Source organism: Geodermatophilus sp. SYSU D01186, assembly GCF_054050215.1.
On sequence record NZ_JBJGYW010000030.1, the window covers coordinates 13446 to 33418 of the forward strand.

At 73.0% G+C, this 19973-nt stretch carries 18 protein-coding genes; 12 read left to right on the forward strand and 6 right to left on the reverse strand.

The genetic code is table 11. The annotated features are described in order from the left end of the window. Positions 1-32: 32 nt before the first annotated feature. Entirely contained in the window at positions 33-1208 is a 1176-nt protein-coding gene (locus ACI784_RS19605) for an endo-1,4-beta-xylanase (protein ID WP_457014587.1), read from the reverse strand. A 231-nt stretch (positions 1209-1439) separates the two neighbouring features. Here ACI784_RS19605 and ACI784_RS19610 point away from each other — a divergent pair, with 231 nt between their 5' ends. The 4 genes from ACI784_RS19610 (at position 1440) to ACI784_RS19625 (ending at position 5820) form a co-directional block, all read left to right on the forward strand. Beyond that, entirely contained in the window at positions 1440-2702 is a 1263-nt protein-coding gene (locus tag ACI784_RS19610) for an extracellular solute-binding protein (protein ID WP_457014588.1), read from the forward strand. A gap of 157 nt (positions 2703-2859) precedes the next feature. Continuing rightward, positions 2860-3708, forward strand: a complete 849-nt coding sequence (locus tag ACI784_RS19615) for a carbohydrate ABC transporter permease (protein ID WP_456924567.1) — start codon at positions 2860-2862, stop codon at positions 3706-3708. Between the two features lie 37 nt (positions 3709-3745). Then, positions 3746-4582, forward strand: a complete 837-nt coding sequence (locus ACI784_RS19620; RefSeq protein WP_456924568.1) for a carbohydrate ABC transporter permease — start codon at positions 3746-3748, stop codon at positions 4580-4582. A gap of 254 nt (positions 4583-4836) precedes the next feature. Next, positions 4837-5820 (forward strand): LacI family DNA-binding transcriptional regulator, encoded by a 984-nt coding sequence (locus ACI784_RS19625; protein WP_457014589.1) that lies wholly within the window; start codon positions 4837-4839, stop codon positions 5818-5820. 310 nt (positions 5821-6130) lie between these two features. Here the strand turns inward: ACI784_RS19625 and ACI784_RS19630 are convergent, their stop codons facing one another. Continuing rightward, complete coding sequence (locus ACI784_RS19630) at positions 6131-6682, reverse strand: response regulator (protein ID WP_456924570.1); 552 nt, start codon at positions 6680-6682, stop codon at positions 6131-6133. Then, positions 6679-11139, reverse strand: a complete 4461-nt coding sequence (locus ACI784_RS19635) for a HAMP domain-containing protein (RefSeq protein WP_457014590.1) — start codon at positions 11137-11139, stop codon at positions 6679-6681. Before ACI784_RS19635 ends, ACI784_RS19630 begins: the two co-directional genes overlap by 4 nt. A gap of 115 nt (positions 11140-11254) precedes the next feature. Here ACI784_RS19635 and ACI784_RS19640 point away from each other — a divergent pair, with 115 nt between their 5' ends. From ACI784_RS19640 to ACI784_RS19670, 7 genes are all read left to right on the forward strand, one after another. Beyond that, positions 11255-13318 (forward strand): SpoIIE family protein phosphatase, encoded by a 2064-nt coding sequence (locus ACI784_RS19640; protein WP_457014614.1) that lies wholly within the window; start codon positions 11255-11257, stop codon positions 13316-13318. Positions 13319-13400: 82 nt separating this feature from the next. Further along, positions 13401-13727 (forward strand): hypothetical protein, encoded by a 327-nt coding sequence (locus ACI784_RS19645; protein WP_457014591.1) that lies wholly within the window; start codon positions 13401-13403, stop codon positions 13725-13727. Between the two features lie 63 nt (positions 13728-13790). After that, positions 13791-14771, forward strand: a complete 981-nt coding sequence (locus tag ACI784_RS19650) for a patatin-like phospholipase family protein (RefSeq protein ID WP_457014592.1) — start codon at positions 13791-13793, stop codon at positions 14769-14771. 445 nt (positions 14772-15216) lie between these two features. Next, positions 15217-15540, forward strand: coding sequence for a TraR/DksA family transcriptional regulator (locus tag ACI784_RS19655; protein WP_456924574.1), 324 nt, complete (start codon positions 15217-15219; stop codon positions 15538-15540). A gap of 135 nt (positions 15541-15675) precedes the next feature. Next, on the forward strand, positions 15676-16953 hold the full coding sequence (locus ACI784_RS19660; protein ID WP_457014593.1) for an NAD(P)/FAD-dependent oxidoreductase: 1278 nt from the start codon (positions 15676-15678) through the stop codon (positions 16951-16953). Between the two features lie 113 nt (positions 16954-17066). After that, positions 17067-17339, forward strand: coding sequence for a YciI family protein (locus tag ACI784_RS19665; protein ID WP_456924576.1), 273 nt, complete (start codon positions 17067-17069; stop codon positions 17337-17339). Positions 17340-17446: 107 nt separating this feature from the next. Then, entirely contained in the window at positions 17447-17839 is a 393-nt protein-coding gene (locus ACI784_RS19670; protein WP_457014594.1) for a hypothetical protein, read from the forward strand. A 23-nt stretch (positions 17840-17862) separates the two neighbouring features. On the opposite strand, the gene ACI784_RS19675 is transcribed toward ACI784_RS19670, so the two are convergent. After that, positions 17863-18165 carry a hypothetical protein gene (locus tag ACI784_RS19675; RefSeq protein WP_456924578.1) on the reverse strand — a complete coding sequence of 101 codons (303 nt, stop codon included), beginning with the start codon at positions 18163-18165 and terminating at the stop codon, positions 17863-17865. Positions 18166-18411: 246 nt separating this feature from the next. Here ACI784_RS19675 and ACI784_RS19680 point away from each other — a divergent pair, with 246 nt between their 5' ends. Then, the gene (locus ACI784_RS19680; protein ID WP_012948038.1) at positions 18412-18615 is read left to right on the forward strand and encodes a cold-shock protein; all 204 of its coding nucleotides are present in this window, start codon (positions 18412-18414) and stop codon (positions 18613-18615) included. Between the two features lie 80 nt (positions 18616-18695). Here ACI784_RS19680 and ACI784_RS19685 read toward each other — a convergent pair whose 3' ends face one another. Both ACI784_RS19685 and ACI784_RS19690 read right to left on the reverse strand, forming a co-directional pair. Continuing rightward, positions 18696-19157, reverse strand: coding sequence for a hypothetical protein (locus ACI784_RS19685; RefSeq protein ID WP_456924579.1), 462 nt, complete (start codon positions 19155-19157; stop codon positions 18696-18698). 77 nt (positions 19158-19234) lie between these two features. Continuing rightward, positions 19235-19882 carry a hypothetical protein gene (locus tag ACI784_RS19690; RefSeq protein ID WP_456924580.1) on the reverse strand — a complete coding sequence of 216 codons (648 nt, stop codon included), beginning with the start codon at positions 19880-19882 and terminating at the stop codon, positions 19235-19237. Positions 19883-19973 lie beyond the last annotated feature (91 nt).

The following is a 19973-nucleotide window of genomic DNA, read 5'->3' on the forward strand; positions in this document are numbered from 1 at the left end:
GTTGTCGGTTGCGGCCTGGGCGGGTGCGGCAGTCAGACCAGGGTGACCTCCGACAGCGGCACGTCCGGCCGCAACTCCCAGGACACCGAGCGGTCCCCGACCGACACCGTGTAGTCCCCGGGCCAGCCGCGCACGGCGACCCGGCCCTCGCCGTCGGTCCGCAGCCGGGTCGGCGCCTGCCACCACTCGCCCTTGACGAGGCCCCGGAGCGCGTCGTAGGCCGGCTTGGGGCTGCCGTCGGCGCGCACCAGCCCCGCGGGGGCGCCGAGCCACGACCCCCGGTCGGTGATCCCCCAGTACGTCACGGCCTGGACCGAGGGGTGCGAGAGCAGCGTCCGGTAGTGGCGGACGATGTCGTCGGCCTGCCGCTCCTCGCCCTCCGGCGTGGAAGGCCACTCGTCGACCTGGTGGTCGTTCAGGTCCACGATCTCCGGTGGCATCAGGTCCCCGGACACCAGAGTCGTCTCGGTCCAGTGCAGCGGGAGGCCGTAACGGGCGAACCGCTCCAGGACCTCCTGGGTCCGCTCCTCGCCCCAGTAGCCCTGGTGCATGTGGCTCTGCAGGCCGATCGCGTCGACCTGCACGCCGGCCTCGAGCACTCCCTCGATCAGGCACTCGTACGCCGTCGACAGGTTGAAGTCGTTGAGCACCAGGGTGGTCGCGGGGTCCGCCCGGCGTGCCTCCTCGAAGGCCAGGCGGATCGTCGGGATGCGACCGATGCGACGGCACAGCCGGGTGACGGCGTTCTGCCGGTCCTCGTTGGCGAAGACCGGCATGATGACGACCTCGTTAATCGCGTCCCAGGTGTCGACGAGCCCCGCGAAGGACGTGACCTCCCGCCGGACGCGGGCCCGCACGATCTCCTCGACCTCCTGGTCGGGGTACTCCCGCAACCAGTCCGGGGCGAGCGTGTGCCAGACCAGCGGGTGACCCTTGACGGACACGCCCCGCTCGCGGAACCACGCGGCGGCGGCCTGCAGGCGGCGGGTGTCGGGATGCCCCTCCAGCGGCTCGAACCCGGCCCAGTAGAACGGGAGGGTCGCGGTGTTGAACAGGTCGAGCCACAGGTCCTCGAGCCGCTCGGCCGCCTCCGGGTCGGCTCCGCCGAAGACGTTCTCGCGGGACCCGCCCCGCTCGTCGTTGGCCAGTCCCACGAAGTCGAAGCCGATGTTGCCGAAGGCGAAGTCGTGCCGGACCTGCTGGACCACCACGTCCCTGTCGGCGCAGGGCGAGCCGTCGGCGGAACGTACGACCAACGTGGCTCCGGTGCACCGGACGGCGTCGACAGCTGTGGAGCAGGTCACTCCGAAATCGTTATCGACAACGATTGACAGCGCAAGCCCTTGCTGCCACCTTCGTGAAATGTGTTCCACGCCACCACGGCGTGCGGAAGGACGAAGGGGTCAGACATGCGGCGTTCGGGGCGAGCAGCTCTCTCGGTGCTGTGCAGCAGCGCGGTGCTGCTGACGGCCACTGCCTGCGGCGGTGGCGACAGCAGCGCCTCGGGGGGCGACGACAACACGATCACCTGGTGGCACAACTCGAACAACGAACCGGGCAAGGGCTACTACGAGCAGGTGGCCGCGGACTTCGAGGCCGCCAACCCGGGCGTGGAGGTCGAGGTCGTCGCCATGGCGCACGAGGACATGGTCGACAAGCTCGAGGCCGCCTTCCAGAGCGGTGACGTGCCGGACGTCTACATGGAGCGCGGCGGCGGTGAGCTCGCCGACCGCGTGGAGGCCGGCCTCGTCCGCGACCTGTCCGAGGACGCGGCGGAGGAGATCGACAAGATCGGCGGCTCCGTGGCCGGCTGGCAGGTCGAGGACCAGACCTACGCGCTGCCGTTCTCCGTCGGCGTCGTGGGCTTCTGGTACAACACCGAGCTCTTCCAGCAGGCGGGCATCACGGCGCCACCGACCACGATGGCGGAGCTGGCCTCCGCCATCGACACACTGAAGGGCGCCGGCATCACGCCGATCTCGCTCGGCGCGGGCGACAAGTGGCCCGCCGCCCACTACTGGTACTACGCGGCGGTGCGCTCGTGCTCCGAGGACGTGCTGACCGACGCGGTCACCAGCCTGGACTTCTCCGACCCGTGCTTCGTCCAGGCGGGCGAGGAGGTCCAGTCGGTGATCGACACCGAACCCTTCAACCCCGGCTTCCTGACGACGCCGGCGCAGGAGGGTGCCACGTCGGCTTCCGGTCTGCTCGCGACCGGACAGGTCGCGATGGAGCTGACGGGCCACTGGGAGCCCGGCGTCATGCAGGGCCTCACCGAGGACGGCCAGGGCCTCGGCGCCAAGACCGGCTGGTTCCCGTTCCCGGCGATCGAGGGCGGCGAGGGTGACCCCGAGGCCCAGCTCGGTGGTGGCGACGCGTGGGCCGTCGCGCAGGAGGCTCCGGATGAGGCGGTCGACCTCGTGAAGTACCTGCTCTCCGACGAGGTGCAGCAGGGCTTCGCCGAGAACGACATGGGTCTCCCGACGAACCCCGCCGCTTCGGGCTCCGTCTCCGACCCGGCGCTCGCCCAGCTGCTCGAGGTCCGCGACGCGGCGCCGTACGTCCAGCTGTACTTCGACACCGCGTTCGGGGCGTCCGTCGGTGGTGCGATGAACGACGCCATCGCGCTGCTCTTCGCCGGTCAGGCGACGCCGCAGGAGATCGTGGACCAGACCCAGCAGGCCGCCGAGCAGGAGGGGTGATCCGAGGATGACCTCCCAGGGCGCCGCGACGGCGGTGGACCCGGAGGCAGCGGTCGCCCGGCGCGCGGAGGCGCGCCGGGCGACCGGCCGTTCGGTTCGTGCGACCGGGAGCCCCGGTCGTGACAGGGGCCGGAAGCGCCTGGAGATCCTCTTCTTCGTGGCGCCGGCCCTGACGCTGATGGCGGTCTTCGTCGTCTACCCGGTCTTCTCCGCCGCCCGGATGTCGTTCTTCCGCTGGAAGGGCTTCGGCCCGATGGTGGACTTCGTCGGGTTGCAGAACTACGTCCGTGTGCTGACCGACGACGTCTTCACCGACGCCGTGGTGCACAACTTCGTCATCGTCTTCGCCTCGATCCTCGTGCAGCTGCCGCTGGGACTGGCGCTGGCACTGCTGCTCAACCGCCGCATCCGGGGACGGGGGCTGCTGCGGACGATCATCTTCGTCCCGTACGTCCTCGCCGAGGTGATCGCCGGCGTCGTGTGGTTCCAGCTGCTGCAGCCACGGACCGGACTCCTCGAGACCATGCTGACGTCGGTCGGGATCCCGGTCCCCGAGCAGGGCTTCCTCGGCACCCCCGACGTCGCCCTCGCCACGGTCTTCGTCGTCCTCACCTGGAAGTACCTGGGCCTGGCGGTGCTGCTCTTCCTCGCCGGGCTGCAGGGCGTCCCCGACGAGCTGCACGAGGCGGCGCAGCTCGACGGCGCCTCGTGGTGGCAGGTCCAGCGCCGCATCGCGATCCCGCTGCTGGCGCCCACGATCCGGACGTGGTGCTTCCTGTCCATGATCGGTTCGCTGCAGCTGTTCGACATGGTCTGGATCCTGACCGGCGGCGGGCCGGCGAACGCGACGACCACGATGGCGACCTACCTGATCAGCCAGGGCACCCAGCGCAGCAACTTCGGCATCGCCGGTGCGGCGTCGGTCGTGCTGTTCCTGATCGGCTTCGCGCTGGCCGTCGCGTACCAGTTCCTGGTGCTGCGTCGCGACACCAAGGCCGACACGTGAACCCGGTGGACCGGGCACCCGAGAGGAGATCCTGGTGATGGCGCGACGGGCAACGACGTACGGGCGGGGTGGCCCGCTCGTCTACCTGGTGGCGCTGGCGGTCGTGGCGCTCACGCTCGGGCCGGTGCTCTACGGCGCGCTCGGCGGCTTCCGCAGCAACGAGCAACTGGCGCGTGACCCCGCCGCGCTCCCCGACCCGTGGCTGCTGCGAAACTACGGGGGCGTCCTCAGCAACCCGGACTTCTGGCGCTACGCGTTGAACTCGACGGTGATCGCCCTCATCACCACGGCGGTGGCCGTGCTCGCGGGCGTGATGGCCGCGTACCCGTTGGCGCGCTACCAGTTCAGGTTCCGGGAACCGCTGTTCCTGGTGTTCGTCCTGGGACTGCTCTTCCCGGCCGCCGTGGCCATCGTCCCGCTGTTCATCCTCGTGACGCGCGACCTGCAGCTCGGCGACACCTGGTGGGGGGTCGCGCTGCCGCAGGCGGCGTTCGCGCTGCCGACGACGGTCGTGATCCTGCGGCCCTTCCTGATGGCGCTGCCGAAGGAGGTCGAGGAGGCAGCCATGATCGACGGCGCCTCCAGGATCGGCATCTTCTGGCGGATCGCGCTGCCCCTGTCGATGCCCGGGCTGGTCACGGTCGGCGTCCTCGCCTTCGTCGCCTCCTGGAACGCCTACCTCCTCCCGCTGCTCCTCCTCCAGGGTGAGATGCGCACGCTCCCGCTGGGCGTGGCGGACTACTCGACCGAGCACTCGGCCGACACCGCGGGAGTGCTGGCGTTCACGACCATCGCGATGATCCCCGCGCTCATGCTGTTCCTCGCCATGCAGCGGCGCATAGTCAGCGGGCTCCAGGGGGCGGTCAAGGGCTGAGCCGGACTCCGGCGCCCGGAGCCGAGCGGACCGGCTTCAGCCCGGACCCCTTGTCGTCGATGTCCTGGACAGCGCAGCCCCCTCCCCTGGCAATCTGACCACCGAGGGCCCGACCGAGAAGAGGTTGACCCATGGAACTCAACGCCCCGAACGACGACGTCGGTGGCTCGGACCTCCTCGTGGCTCCCAGCGACGGAAGCCCCGACGGGAACCCTTCCGCGTCGTCCCTCCGCGGCCGCGTGACCATGCAGCAGGTGGCCGCAGAGGCCGGCGTCTCGGTCTCCACCGTGTCGAAGGTCATCAACGGGCGGTACGGCGTATCCGCCGAGACCGTCGACCACGTGACCCGGGTCATCGATCGGCTCGGCTACGAGGCGAGCCTCGTCGCGCGGAGCCTGCGCAACCGTCGGACCCACGTCGTCGGCGTGCTGGTCATGGACTTCGAGCCCTTCAGCACCGAGGTCCTCAAGGGGGTCGCAGACGCCGTCCACGGCTCCGGCTACGAGCTCATCGCCTACTCCGCCGGCGGACACGTCGAGGCGCAGGTGGGCTGGGAGCGTCGGTCGCTGACCCGGTTGATGGGGAGCCTCGTCGACGGCGCCGTCCTGGTCACGCCCACCGTGACCGACGTGCAGGCCGACGGACCGGTGGTGGCGGTCGATCCGCACACCGGTCCGGCGGGGCTGCCCTCGGTCACCGCCGACAACCTGCAGGGCGCCCGGCTCGGCGTCGAGCACCTGCTCGGGCTGGGGCACACCCGCATCGGCATGATCACGGGTCGCTCGGACCTGCTGTCCGCGCAGCAGCGGGAACAGGGCTACCGCGAGGCGCTCGTCGCCGCGGGGCTGCCCGTGGACGAGGCACTGGTGCGGTCCGGCGGCTTCGAACCGGAGATCGCGCGCGAGGCGGCTCGCGAACTGCTGTCGCGCCCATCCCCGCCGACCGCGGTCTTCGCGGCGAACGACCTCTCGGCGCTGGTGACGCTGGAGCTCGCGGCGGAGCTCGGGCTCGACGTCCCCCGTCAGCTCTCGGTGGTCGGCTTCGACAACATCCCGGAGTCCGCTCTCGCCAATCCCCCGCTGACCACGGTGCAGCAACCGATCCGGCGGATGGGCAAGGAGGCCGCCGACATGCTCCTGGCGCTCATCTCCGGCGAGGAGGTCGCCGACCTCCACCGCACCCAAGCCACCTCCCTCGTCCTACGGGCGTCCACCGCGCCTCCGGGGCAGGCCTCCTGACACAGCCGTTGCGCGACGGCGACGGCGTTCGCCCGTGCGGGTGTGGCGACCGCGCATGGACCGCGACCGGACAGCGCTGTCGGGTCTCGCTCCCCGGAGATGCCGGGTGAGCCGATGCGCGTGGAGCCCAGCCGCGCCCGGCGTCCGGCGTCCGGCCGGCACGCACGAGCGATCCCGCGCTCGACGCCAGAGGAGCACAGCGCTCACACGACAGACGACCGACGTCCTGCAGCGGAGACGGCGGACTCCTCCGGTCGCCGTCCCGGGTCGATGCCGACCGCGGAGCGTGCCGCTCTCCCTGGGCGCGGGACTACCAGGGCCGGCCGTGGCGCAGCGCGCCGAAGACACCCCGCAGGCGTTCGACGAGCGCGGAGGTGGCGGCGTCGGCGGGCTCGGCGGCGTCGAGCAGCTGCATCGCGTGGTCCACACCCTTGCGCAGCTCGTCCCGCTCGGCGGCGCGTTCAGCGAGCTCGGTGTGCAACAGGTGGAGGTCGACGAACACGGCCACCTTCGACCGGAGCACCCACGGATCGAAGGGTTTGGTGATGTAGTCCACCGCGCCCGCCTGGTAACCGCGGAAGGCCAGATGGGGATCGTAGTCCGCTGCGGTGAGGAACAAGATCGGGATGTGCCGGGTCCGTTCCCGCTGCTTGACGTGCTTGGCGGTCTCGAAGCCGTCCATCCCGGGCATGCGGGCGTCGAGGAGGATCAGCGCGAAGTCCTGGACGAGCAGCTTCTTGAGCGCCTCCTCGCCGCTGGTGACCGGCACGACCTCGATGGGGAGCCCCTCCAGGACCGCCTGCAGCGCGAGCAGGTTCTCCCGCCGGTCGTCGACGGCGAGGACCCGGACCGGCGCGGTCATGCCGAAGGGCCGTCGTCGTGGGCTGCTGCATGCCCGTCGCCGGTCACCCACGAGGCCATGATCGCGAGCAACTCGTCGAGGTCGACCGGCTTGGTGACGTAGTCGGTGGCACCCGCGGCCAGGCTGGACTCCCTGTCCCCCGGCATCGCCTTCGCCGTCAGGAACACGATCGGCAGGTCCTTCCACTGCGGGACCGCCCGGATCCGGCGAGTGGTCGCGTTGCCGTCGAGGTCGGGCATCATCGCGTCCATCAGCACGATCCGGACCTCCGGGTGCTCGGTGAGCAGGGCGATGCCGTCGAGGCCGTTGTCGGCGTAGAGGACCTCGAGACCGTGCAGCTCCAGCGCGCTGGTGAGGGCGAAGACGTTGCGCACGTCGTCGTCGACGATGAGCACCGTGGCCCCGGACAGCTCCGGCGCCGTCCGCGCCGTCGCCGGCGGCGTTGCCCTCAGGATGGGCGAGCCCCGGTCGGCGGCCTCGGGCGCCGCTTCGGCCGGGCGCGGGGCGGGGACGTCGGACACCGCCGCGGTGATCGCCGGGGTGATCGCCGGGCTCTCGACGGGCAGCAGCAGGGTGAACACCGACCCGACGCCCGGCTCGGACGACACCTCGATCTTCCCGCCCAGCAGCCGGGCGAGCTCCTTGCAGATCGACAGGCCCAGCCCGGTTCCGCCGTACTTGCGGCTGGTGGTGCCGTCAGCCTGCTGGAACGCCTCGAAGATCATCGCCAACTTGTCGCCCGGGATCCCGATACCGGTGTCGCGCACGGCGAAGGTGATGACCGAACCGGCGCCGTCGAGCGAGGGCACCCCGTGGAGCGTCCGGGGTGGCGCCAGGCCGACCTGCAGGGTGACGCTGCCGGCGGCGGTGAACTTGATGGCGTTGGCCAGGAGGTTGCGGAGGATCTGCTGCAGCCGCTGAGCATCGGTGGTGATGACCGCGGGCAGCTCCGCCGCCGCCTCGACGCGCAGCTGGAGGCCCTTGTCCTCGGCCTGCACGCCGAAGGCCTGCTCCACGTCAGCGCACACGTCGGCGAGCAGCACCGGGGCCGGCTCGATGTCCACCCGACCTGCCTCGATCTTGGACAGGTCGAGGATGTCCTCGATCAGGTGCAGCAGATCCGACGCGGATGCGTGGATGGTGCTGGCGAACTCGATCTGCTTGGGCGTCAGGGTCGCGTCCTGGTTGTCCGCGAGCAGCCGTGAGAGCAACAGCAGTGCGTTGAGCGGCGTCCGGAGTTCGTGGCTCATGTTCGCCAGGAACTCCGACTTGTACTGGTTGGCCAGCGTGAGCTGCTGCGCCTTCTCCTCGACGCCGCGCCGAGCCGCGTCGATCTCCATGTTCTTGAGCTCGACGTTGCGGTTCTGCTCGGACAGCTGCAGGGCCTTCTCCTCGAGCTCGGCATTGGTGCGCTGCAGCTCGGCCGACTGGTCCTGCAGCTCCATGGTCAGGCGCTGGGACTGCGCGAGCAGCTGCTCCGTGCGCCGGCCGGCCTGGATCGTCGCGAGGGTCACGCCGATCGTGGTGACCAGCCGCTCGAGGAAGGTCAGGTGCAGCGCCGAGAACGGCGCGGTCGCGCCGAGCTCGATCACACCCAGCGACTCGCCTTCGAACAGGATCGGGAGGACGACGAGCGCACCAGGCGCGCCGGTGCCGGTCCCGGAGCGCACGTCCAGATAGCCCGGGGGCAGATCGGTGACGACGATGCTCTGCTTGCTCATCGCAGCCTGGCCGACCAGGCCCTCACCGGAGCGGAACTCGAGTGGCGGGTCCCCGATCGGGACCCCGTATCCCCCGCACATGACCCAGCGAGCGGGGGCGCTCGCCTCCACCAGGTCACCGGGGTCGGCGGCCAGGAAGAACGTGCCGACCTGGGCCCCGACCAGGGGGGCGACCTCCCCCATGATCATCTGACCGACGTCGCCGAGGTCGCGCTGGCCCTGCAGCAGGCCGCCGACGCGGGCGAGGTTGGAGTCCAGCCAGCCCTGCTCGGCGTTCTCCGCAGTGGTCTCGCGCAGGGCCACGATCATCTGGTTGATGTTGTCCTTGAGCTGCGCGACCTCGCCGAGCGCGGCCACCTGGATCTGCTCGGTGAGGTCACCGCGCGCCACCGCGGTCGACACGGCCGAGATCGCGCGCAGCTGCGTCGTGAGCGTGCCGGCGAGCTGGTTGACGCTCTCGGTCAGGTCCCGCCAGGTGCCCGACACCCCGCGCACCTGGGCCTGCCCGCCGAGCTTGCCCTCGGTGCCGACCTCGCGGGCCACCCGGGTCACCTCGTCGGCGAACGAGGACAGCTGGTCGACCATCGTGTTGACCGTCGACTTCAGCTCCAGGATCTCCCCGCGCGCATCCACGGTGATCTTCTGGCTCAGGTCACCGCGGGCCACCGCGGTGGTCACCTGGGCGATGTTGCGCACCTGCCCGGTCAGGTTCGACGCGAGCTGGTTGACGCTCTCGGTGAGATCCCGCCAGGTGCCGGCGACACCCTTGACCTCCGCCTGCCCGCCGAGCTTGCCGTCGGTGCCGACCTCGCGGGCCACCCGGGTGACCTCGTCGGCGAACGAGGAGAGCTGGTCGACCATCGTGTTGACCGTCGACTTCAGCTCCAGGATCTCCCCGCGCGCGTCCACGGTGATCTTCTGGCTCAGGTCACCGCGGGCCACCGCGGTGGTCACCTGGGCGATGTTGCGCACCTGCCCGGTCAGGTTGAACGCGAGCTGGTTGACGCTCTCGGTGAGATCCCGCCAGGTGCCCGACACCCCGCGCACCTGGGCCTGCCCGCCGAGCTTGCCGTCGGTGCCGACCTCGCGGGCCACCCGGGTCACCTCGTCGGCGAACGAGGAGAGCTGGTCGACCATCGTGTTGACCGTCGACTTCAGCTCCAGGATCTCCCCGCGCGCGTCCACGGTGATCTTCTGGCTCAGGTCACCGCGGGCCACCGCGGTGGTCACCTGGGCGATGTTGCGCACCTGCCCGGTCAGGTTGAACGCCATGTAGTTCACGTTGTCGGTCAGGTTGCGCCAGGTGCCCGAGACGTTGGGCACCTGGGCCTGCCCGCCGAGCTTGCCCTCGGTGCCGACCTCGCGGGCCACCCGGGTCACCTCGTCGGCGAACGAGGACAGCTGGTCGACCATCGTGTTGACCGTCGACTTCAGCTCCAGGATCTCCCCGCGCGCGTCCACGGTGATCTTCTGGCTCAGGTCACCGCGGGCCACCGCGGTGGTCACCTGGGCGATGTTGCGCACCTGCCCGGTCAGGTTGTCGGCCAGCTGGTTGACGTTGTCGGTCAGGTTGCGCCAGGTGCCCGAGACGTTGGGCACCTGGGCCTGCCCGCCGAGCTTGCCGTCGGTACCGACCTCGCGGGCCACCCGGGTCACCTCGTCGGCGAACGAGGACAGCTGGTCGACCATCGTGTTGACCGTCGACTTCAGCTCCAGGATCTCCCCGCGCGCGTCGACCGTGATCTTCTGGCTCAGGTCACCGCGGGCCACCGCGGTGGCGACCTGCGCGATGTTGCGCACCTGCCCGGTCAGGTTGGCCGCCATCAGGTTCACCGCGTCGGTGAGGTTCTTCCAGGTCCCGGCCACGTCGGGGACCGCGGAATGCCCGCCCAGCCGGCCCTCGGTGCCCACCTCGCGGGCCACCCGGGTCACCTCGTCGGCGAACAAGCGCAGTGTGTCGGTGAGCGAGTTGATCGTCTCGGCCAGCTCGGCGACCTCGCCCCGCGCCGAGACGGTGATCTTGCGGGAGAGGTCGCCCTCCGCGATGGCCGTGGCCGCCGAGGAGATCGAGCGCACCTGGTTGGTGAGGTTGCTCGCCATCGTGTTGACCGAGTCGGTGAGCGCGCGCCAGGTGCCCGCGACACCGGCCACATCGGCCTGCCCGCCGAGCTTGCCCTCGGTGCCGACCTCACGGGCCACCCGGGTCACCTCGTCGGCGAACGAGGACAGCTGGTCGACCATCCTGTTCACGGTGCGGCCGATGCGACGGAACTCGCCGCGGAGCCTCCGGCCCTCGATCTCCAGGGCCATGTGCTGAGACAGGTCGCCCTCCGCGACCGCATCGAGCACCCGGGCGATCTCGGCGGTGGGCGCCGCGAGATCGTCGATCAGCGCGTTCACGGCCTGCACACCCGCCGCCCACGCGCCGTCGTAGGACTCCTCGTCCAGCCGCTCGGACATGCGCCCGTCGCGGCCGACGACGCGGCTGATCCGGAGCAGGTCGCGGCTCTGCCGCTCCTGCAGCTCCACCAGCTCGTTGAACTGCTCGACCACCTCGCTGGCCGGCCCCTCGCGGCGGGCGAGCCGGACGTCGAAGCGACCACGACGCACCTGGGCCAGCGCCTGCGCCAGCTCGACCAGGAGCGCTCCGTCGTCGCCGACCGATCCGTCAGGGGCCACCGCGGGCGTCCCCGGGCCGGCGGGGACCATCGAGTCTGCGTGCCGTGTCGCGCTCATGAACGCCTCCCGCCGCAGCCTAGTCACGGTGACGGCTGATCCTGGCAGACCTGCTTCGGCACACCGGGCACCCCGCGAGCAGACTGCACGCGTGCCCGTTCAGGTCGAGCGACGGATGCGGTTCCCGCCCGACATCCGGTCGGTCAGACACGCTCGGCGGATGGTCCACGACGCGCTGGCCGAGGTGGCGGACGGTGGCCGCGCCGGGGACGGCTCCGCCGTGGCGGAGTTCGTCGACGACGTCGTGCTGCTGGCCAGCGAGCTGTGCGAGAACGCCGTGCTCCATGCCGGCACCGCGTTCGACGTGGCGGTGGTGGCCGGCGACGACGACATCACCGTGTCCGTCACCGACCGCGGCCCGGGCGCGCTGGAGCTGCACCTGGCCGAGCCGCGACAGCGCTACGGGCGGGCCGCGACCCACGGGCGAGGCCTGTCCCTGGTCGCGCGGCTGGCGACGACCTGGGGCACCCGGCACGAGGCCGACGGACGGCACACGGCGTGGTTCACCCTCAGCCGGCGTCCGGGCTCCACCGACGAGCCCCCGGCGGTCCAGGCATCCCAGCACGAGCGCACGTGGACCTCGGCCGAGCAGGCCCGCTGGCTGCAGCACGTGCCGGCGTCCCTGGTCCGTCGCCTCAGGCCAGCCGAGCTGGTCCGCGAGTTGACGACACGGCTGTGCGATCTGGTGGACGCCGCGGCCGTCGTCGTCGAGATCGACCCCGGCGACGGCTCCGGGGCGCGGGAGCTGGCGCGCGCCGGTGTCTCGCCGTCCGACGACGCCGTCACGCCGGGGGCGACCGTCGCCGTGGCGCTGCCGACCACCACCGGGCTGCGCGGCACCATCCGACTCGACGTCCGCGAGGCCGCCGACGCCCCCCGCGCCCGGGAGCTGACCGAGCTGATCGCCGACCGGATCGCCCTCACCGCCGAGTCGCACTGGCTCCGCGAGGTGGACCAGAGCCGGCGGGCGTGGATGACCTATCTGGCCGAGGCCAGCGAGCTGCTCAACCAGTCCCTCGACCTCGATCTGACGGCCGCGCTGGTGCCACAGCTGGTCGTGCCCCGGCTGGGCGCATGGTGCGCGGTGCTCCTCCCGGAGCCGACGCGCCGGCTGCGCCTGGCCGCGATCGCGCATGTTGACGAGGACCGGCTGCCCGAGCTGCGCACGGTGCTCGACCCCGCTGCCGTTCCGGGTCCCCCACCACAGCTGCGCGCCCTGTTCGCGGCAGCCCACCGGGCCGCCACGCCCTCGTGGTTCTCCGACCCGGCCGACGGTGTCGCGGTCGCGCTGCAGGCCCGCGGGACCTCGACCGGAGTGCTGTTGGTGGGCCGCCCCACGGGCCGCGCGCACACCCCGGAGGACCTGCTGCTGATCGACGACATCGCCCGTCGTGCCGCGCTGGCGGTCCACAACGCCCAGGTCGTCGGCGAGCACGTGCGGGTGTCGCAGACACTGCAGGCCGCCCTTCTGCCCCGCGCCCTGCCGCAGGTACCGCAGATCACGTTCGCGGCGGAGTACCTGCCCGCGAGCACCGGGGCGGACGTGGGCGGCGACTTCTACGACGTGATCGCGGTCGGCCCCGACACGTGGCTGGCCACCATCGGCGACGTCTGCGGCAAGGGAGCACGGGCCGCCGCCCGCACCGGTCTGGTGCGCGATGTGCTCCGGGCGCTCGTGCGCGAGGGCCGCCCACTCGTGCAGGCGATCGAGATCCTCAACGCCGTCATGGTGGAGGCGGCCGACCCCCAGCAGTTCTGCACGCTCGCGGCGGCGATGCTGCGCCGGACGACGCTCGACGGGCGTCCCGCGGTGGCAGTGGACCTGGTGCTGGCCGGCCACGCCAAGCCGGTCGTGGTCCGCGCCGACGGCACGGCCGAGCTGATCGGCCGGTTCGGGACCGCACTGGGCCTGCTCGACGCCGTCGATCTGCCCTGCACCCAGCACCTCCTGCGCGCCGGGGAGACGCTGCTGCTCTACACGGACGGCATCACCGAGTGCCGGCGTGGCACGGAGCAGTTCGACGACGACCGGCTGCTCGAGGCCGCCACCGCCGCGGCCGGCACGAGCGCCGCCCGCGTCGTGGCGACCGTCCGTGAGGCCGTGCAGCGCTTCGCCACCGACCGCCGCGACGACGACATGGCCCTGCTCGCCGTCCGCGCCGAGCCCCCGGTGCCGTGACCGAGGCACACGCGGGCCGAGGGTCGTAGGTTGGTGGCGCCGTCCGCAGAGCGGGCTCGGCACGAGCGGAGAGGGGAACCGGATGGCGACCGACCGGCCTGACCCCGGCGAGTTCCTCGACATGGCGCAGCGGGTGCTTCGCGAGCTCTTCGGCGGTCCGCGCGGTGGCGACGAGCCGTGGGCGGAGGCGACCCGTCGTCCGGAGCGGAGCCGCGGGCCCAGCCTCGAACTGCAGCGCGACGACCTCACGTTCGCGCTGGCGACGCGCGCCGTCGAGGCCCTCGAGGACCTCGCGCTCAACGTCGCGGCGATCCGGCAGCGCCTGGAGCGCCTCGACCCGCCGGTCCCCGGGAGGCGGCCCGCGAGCGAGGAGCGGGACCCGGACGGGACCGACGCCGCGGAGACCTGACCCGGTCCGTCATCCCGACGGGGTGACGCCCACTGCGGGCCCTGTGGGTGCACCATCGGCGACGTGGGTGACCACCACACCGTCCGAGTCGTTCCCCGCCGCACGCGCGTCGCGGTGGCGCTGGGGGGCGGCGGCGCCCGCGGGTACGCCCACATCGGCGTCCTCCAGGTGCTGGAGGAACGCGGCTACGAGGTCGTCAGCGTCGCCGGCTGCTCCATGGGCGCCCTGGTCGGGGGCCTCTACGCCGCGGACGGCCTCGACGCGTTCTCGGCGTGGGTGCGCGGCCTGACGCACCGCGACGTGCTGCGGCTGTACGACCTGTCCCCCCGGGCTCCCGGAGCCATCCGGGCCGGGAAGGTCTTCGCCAGGGTGAGCAGCATCCTCGGCGACCGGCGCATCGAGGACCTGCGCCTCCCGTTCACCGCGGTCGCGACCGACCTCGAGACCGGCGAGGAGCGGTGGTTCCAGGAGGGGCCGCTCGACGTCGCCCTCCGTGCCTCCGTCGCCCTCCCCGGCTTCATGACGCCGGTGGTCGTCGACGGCCGGCTCCTGGCGGACGGCGGACTGGTCAACCCCCTGCCGATCGCGCCCACCGCCACCGCCCGCGCCGACCTCACCGTGGCGGTCGCCGTGTCGGGTCCGCGGCTGTCGGCGGACCGGACCGGTGCGGCCACCGGCGCCCGCAGCGGGCACCGCAGGGAGGTCCTCCGTGGCCTCGGGACCCGCCTGGCCACGTTGCGCAGCGCCCCGCCGGACCGGATCGCCGACGAGGTGCCGGAGGTGGTGCCGGGAGCGCTGCCCCCGGGACTGCGCACCCTCGACGTCGTGGAGTTGTCCCTCGAGGCCGTCCGGACCGCGGTCATGCGCCACACGCTGGCCGTCCATCCCCCCGACGTGCTCGTCACCGTCCCGAGGTCGTCCTGCCGGACGCTCGACTTCCACAAGGCCGAGGAGCTCATCGAGCTGGGACGGCGCCTCGCGGCCGAGGCACTCGACCGCGAGGCGGAGAGTCCACCCGCCTGCGCCACCGGAGGGTGCTCGTAGCACCGCGGCCCGACCCCACCGCTCCAGGGAGGCTGCCATGAGCCAGAGGCACCGTGCGCTCCGGTCCGCGATCGCCGCTGCGGCGGTCGCCGCGGCCGGCCTGCTCACCCGGTCGATGGTGCGGGGCGTCCGCCGGCCCTGAGCCCACGCACCCCGGCGCGGGCGGTGAGCCCCGGAAGAACGGCGGCCCGGGTCGGGAGTCGCGGAGCCGACATCAGCCCGTTGCCGGTGGTCGGCAAGCAGAGCCGCGCCCGTTCGCCGGTCACCGCCCTGTGCCGGTCGTCCGCCTGCGAGCAGGGTGGGTGCAGGTCGGGAGGCCGGCGAGCCGGCCGGGGACCCGCGCCGGCGGGCCGCCTGACCCGACCGGCCGATCGACTCGTCGGGCCCCGCACCGCGCGCGTCCGGCTCAGCCGGGACGCGCCTCCCGTCGTCCCAGGAGGACCCCATGACCACCGCCGCCGCCACGACCGCTTCGACGCGGACCACCGACCGGGCGCCGTTCACGGAGCTGCTGCGAGCCCAGCGCGCCGACGTCGTCCGCCAGCACGAGCTCGCCCTGGCCGAGACGGTCACGTCGGTGCCGGACCCGGTCGCGGTGACCCGCGCGGCCGGCCTGGTGCTCACGATCGAGGAGATCGACGCGGCGCTGGCCCGGATCGACGCCGGCACCTACGGCCGGTGCGTGCACTGCGGCGGCGGGATCCCCACCGAGCGGCTGGAGTTCCGGCCGTCCGCGGCCGCCTGCGTGTCCTGCCAGCGGGCGCGCTGAGCGCCGCGCGCGCTCGACGTCCTCCACCTCGCGGGCAGTTCCCGGTCCGACCCTGACCGATCTCGGCGCACGTCCTTCGCCGTCCCTGCCCGCACGACCCGTCCCGGCGGAACGACCGCCGGAGAAGGAGCGGGCATGTCCTCTCCCCAGCACGGTCCGGTGTTCGTCCCCGGCTCCCCACGCGAGGTGGCCGTCGTCGGCGCCGGCATGGTCGGCCTGGCCACCGCCTGGTTCCTCCAGGAGGCCGGCGTCCGGGTCACCGTCTACGACCGCGACTCCGCCGGCGCCGGCGCCTCCTGGGGCAACGCCGGCTGGCTCACCCCGACGCTGGCCGCGCCGCTGCCCGAACCGGCGGTGCTGCGCCAGGGGCTGCGTGCGGTGCTCGGTCCCCGGTCGCCGGTCTCCCTGCCACCGCGGGCCGACCGCACGCTGCTGCGCTTCCTCGCCAGCTTCGTCGCGCACAGCAGCACCCGGCAGTGGCGGCGGGGCATGGCCGCCTTCGTGCCGCTCAACGGGCGCGCGCTGGAGGCCTTCGACGTCCTCACCGCCGCCGGGGTCCCCGCGGCCACCCACCCGGCACGGCCGTTCCTGGCCTGCTTCCGCCGGGAGCGCGAGGCCGAGCGGCTGTGCGCCGAGCTGGAGCGGATCCGCGACGCCGGCCAGGAGGTCAGCGGTCACCCAGTCATCGGCTGGCGGGCACGGGCGCTCGAGCCGGCGCTCACCGACCGGGTGGGCGCGGCGGTGCAGATCCACGGCCAGCGCTACCTGCACCCACCCGAGTTCGTGCGGTCCCTCGCCCACGCGGTGCGGCAGCGCGGCGGCACGCTCGTCGAGGGCACCGGCGTGGCCGACCTGTGTCACGAGGCCGGCGGGGTGGCCGTCGTCACCGGCACCGGCGATCGGCAGCGGCACGACGCGGTCGTCGTCGCCACCGGCGCCGAGCTCGGCCGGCTGGCGCGGCGCTTCGGTGTCCGGCAGCCGGTGCAGGCCGGGCGCGGGTACAGCTTCAGCGTGCCGGCGGACCGGATGCCCGGCGGCCCGCTGTACTTCCCGAGCCAGCGGGTGGCCTGCACACCGTTGGGCACTCGGCTGCGGGTGGCCGGGATGATGGAGTTCCGCCGCCCCGACGAGCCGCTGGACCCGCGGCGGATCAGCGCCATCGTCGACGCCGTCCGCCCCTTCCTGACCGGGGTGGACCTCGACGACCGGCGCGACGAGTGGGTCGGCTCCCGGCCGTGCACTCCCGACGGGCTGCCGTTGATCGGCCGCACGGCCTCACCGCGGGTGTTCGTCGCCGGCGGCCACGGCATGTGGGGCATCACGCTCGGCCCCGTCACCGGCCAGCTCCTGGCCCAGACCGTGCTGAAGGGCGAGGCCCCACCGGAACTCGCCCCGTTCGACCCGCTGCGCTGACCCGCCTCCCCACCCCCGAGGAGCCCCTCCCCGCTGAACGAACGTCCGGCCGGCCGGTGACCTGCCGTCCGTCCCGTGCCGCGGGCCGTTGGTCTCGGCCAGGATGCCGGGCCATGAAGTACGTGATGACCTACCGCGCGGTCGAGGACTTCCTGCCCCTGGCCCGGCAGCACGGCCCGGCGCACCGGGCGCGGCTGGAGGAGTTCCGCGACCGCGGGCTGCTGCTCATGGCGGGGCCCTTCGACGAACCGATGGACGGCGACGCCATGGGGGTGTTCACCAGCCGCGAGGCCGCCGAGGAGTTCATCGCCGGCGACCCGTTCGTGCAGGGCGGCGTGGTCGCCGAGTGGACGGTGCGGCCGTGGAACGAGGTCCTCGTGTCCTGAGCCTCACCCCGCGGGGTGATCTCCGGGCGTCCAGGGCACCTCCAGCCTCCGCCCAGGGGACCGACCGGCCGTTGACCCCGGTGTCCGGTCCACGACGGAGGTGCACGGTGCGGGTCTCGCTCCTGGTGTACGGCGTGCTCTACGTCGTCGTCGAGATCGTCGGCGCCCAGCTGGAGTCGATCGGCTGGCCGGAGCTCACCCCGCTCGACGTCGCCACCGCGGTCGCCAACGCGTGCCTGACCGTGGCCGTCGGCATCGCCGTCCTCGTGGGGCTCGACCTCGGCGGCCGGCGGTGGCACCGCGCGGTGCTGGCGCGGCGGGCCGAGCGGGCGCAGCCGGCCCAGCAGTACTGGGAGGAGCAGCCGCCGCTCGGCGTCCCCTCCTGGCGGGCCGAACCGCTCGCGCTGCCCGCGCGGCCCTCGCCGGCTCCCGTACCGGACTACTCCGGTGCACCCTCGGGTGGCCGGGCCTTCCCCGAGGAGCCGGGACACCTCCTCTGAGCTGCGGCGATCCGCAGGCCGGGTCAGGCGCCGGCCAGCAGCGCCGCCTTCAGGCCCAGCCCGTGCGCGGCCGTGGCGGCCCGCCCGCCGCGGCGGACTGCCCAGGCCAGCTCCACCGCGTCGGCCAGTCCCGGCCGGGGGCCCTGCCCGGAGATGACCCGGCCCACCTCGTCGCCGGACACGCCCGCCGCGTCGGCGCGCAGCCACAGCCAGCCGCCGTCCTCCAGCCGCTGGGCGAGGTCGGCGTCCAGGTCGCTGTCGGCGAGGTCCTCGACGTCGCACAGGACGAGGGGAGCGGTGGGCAGGGCGGCGATGGCGGCGGTCATGTCAGGAGTCCGTTCCTTCGGGTCGGCCGGGTCCGTCCCGGCACCGAGGACTCTCCGGCCGCTGCCGCAGGTACTCGACGAGGGAACCGCACGGTTGCCGCAAGACCCGCACATCCGCGACGCGCCCGGGCGGATGAGGAGAGTCCCGGCCCCCCGCAGGTGGCCGACGACGTCTAGGGTGGACGCGTCGGGAAGGCCCTGCGCTATGGCAGGACCCCGATGCACCACCTCAGCTAGGAGCGAGCAATGCCCGAAGGAACTGTCAAGTGGTTCAACGCGGAGAAGGGGTTCGGCTTCGCCACCCCTGACGGCGGCGGACCGGATGTGTTCGTCCACTACTCGGCCATCCAGACCAGCGGGTACCGCTCGCTCGACGAAGGCCAGCGGATCTCGTTCGACATCGAGCAGGGCCAGAAGGGCCCGCAGGCTGCGAACGTCAACCCGCTCTGATCTCACGATCAGCCGCTGATCACTGATCGGCACCAGCGCCCCCGTCCGGTTCTCCGGGCGGGGGCGCTGTCGTCGGTGGGCTACCGCGCGCGGGGCACGTAGCCGCCGATCAGCGAGGACATGAGCAGCGCACCGGCGTCGGGGCCGACCGCGGCCGCGGCGTCGGCGAGCGCCCGCCACCGGCCCCGCTCGACGTCGGTCGGCGCGTTCTCCGCCCGCGCGGTCAGCTGCTCGAGCAGCCGCTCCCACTCCCCCTGCGGCGTCGGCCAGAGCCCGGCCAGCCGGCGCGCCTCGGCCGAGATGCCGGTGAACCGCACGATGTCACCGGCGTAGTTGGTCAGCGCCTCGACGTAGCCCGACGACACCAGCGCCCGCGCGGCCGCGACCACCTCGGGCTTGGGCAGCCCGCTGGCCGGCACGACCTGGCCCAGGTACGGGGCGCCGCCGTACCTCGGCTCGTCCACCAGCCGCGCGACCGCCCGCAGCACGGGGAGGTCGCGGGTGAACCAGACGTCGGGCAGCGGGGTGTCCAGCGAGCTCACCGGCCCAGTCTCCGCCGGACACGGCGGCGCCCCGCCACCCGGGGTCACGGGGTGGCGGGGCGCTGTCGGCCCGGGGTTCAGCGGGCTCCGGTCAGCTCCGGCTCGCGGGCGAGGATGACGCCGAGGAGGACGTAGCCGACCAGCAGGTGCGCGGCGCCGGCGAACCCCCCGGCCGCGGGCACGATCGCGTTGAGCGGGACGACGACCGGCGCCCAGCTCTCGGCCACCAGCGGCCAGAACCGCGCGGCCCCCTGCCAGCGGCCGGCGATCGCGATGCGGATCCCGATGCCGGCCATGCCGAGCATCGACAGCGGCCAGAAGGCGTCCAGCAGCAGGAACCAGGTGGCTCCGTCGTACTGCCGCAGGAAGATCCAGGTCAGCGTGGAGACGATCGCCAGGCCGAGGAGCACGTGCTCGGCGTGCAGGAAGAAGCGCGCCAATCGTCCGGTGCCGGTCGCCCCGGTGCGCAGCTGGAGGGTCACGAGCGCGACCAGGCCGAGCTGGAACAGCAGCGAGGTGAGGTTGTAGACCGTGTCCCCCCAGCCCGGGTCCGGGTTCGGGCCGAAGACGAGCAGCCCGGCCGCCCACGCCGCGGAGCCGGCGGCCACCGCCATCCCCGTGGAGCGGGCGAACCGGGTGGTGGCGGCGGGCCGGGTGCCCGACGGCGTCGAGGAGGCCGCACCCAGGTCGGTGCGGGCGGTGGCGGGGGTGGTGCTGAGGGACATCTCGTCTCCCGGATCGAGGTGGCGGTGCCCTGCGCACCGACTGGGAGAACCGTCTCGGGGCGGCGTCCCGGGCAGCCAGGGCGCGCCGCCC

Coding starts and splice junctions, on each gene's coding strand:
- ACI784_RS19620 (WP_456924568.1), top strand. CDS start 3,746: ATGGCGCGACGGGCAACGACGTACGGGCGGGGTGGCCCGCTCGTCTAC.
- ACI784_RS19630 (WP_456924570.1), bottom strand. CDS start 6,682: ATGACCGCGCCGGTCCGGGTCCTCGCCGTCGACGACCGGCGGGAGAAC.
- ACI784_RS19635 (WP_457014590.1), bottom strand. CDS start 11,139: ATGAGCGCGACACGGCACGCAGACTCGATGGTCCCCGCCGGCCCGGGG.
- ACI784_RS19640 (WP_457014614.1), top strand. CDS start 11,255: ATGCGGTTCCCGCCCGACATCCGGTCGGTCAGACACGCTCGGCGGATG.
- ACI784_RS19645 (WP_457014591.1), top strand. CDS start 13,401: ATGGCGACCGACCGGCCTGACCCCGGCGAGTTCCTCGACATGGCGCAG.
- ACI784_RS19655 (WP_456924574.1), top strand. CDS start 15,217: ATGACCACCGCCGCCGCCACGACCGCTTCGACGCGGACCACCGACCGG.
- ACI784_RS19660 (WP_457014593.1), top strand. CDS start 15,676: ATGTCCTCTCCCCAGCACGGTCCGGTGTTCGTCCCCGGCTCCCCACGC.
- ACI784_RS19665 (WP_456924576.1), top strand. CDS start 17,067: ATGAAGTACGTGATGACCTACCGCGCGGTCGAGGACTTCCTGCCCCTG.
- ACI784_RS19675 (WP_456924578.1), bottom strand. CDS start 18,165: ATGACCGCCGCCATCGCCGCCCTGCCCACCGCTCCCCTCGTCCTGTGC.
- ACI784_RS19680 (WP_012948038.1), top strand. CDS start 18,412: ATGCCCGAAGGAACTGTCAAGTGGTTCAACGCGGAGAAGGGGTTCGGC.
- ACI784_RS19690 (WP_456924580.1), bottom strand. CDS start 19,882: ATGTCCCTCAGCACCACCCCCGCCACCGCCCGCACCGACCTGGGTGCG.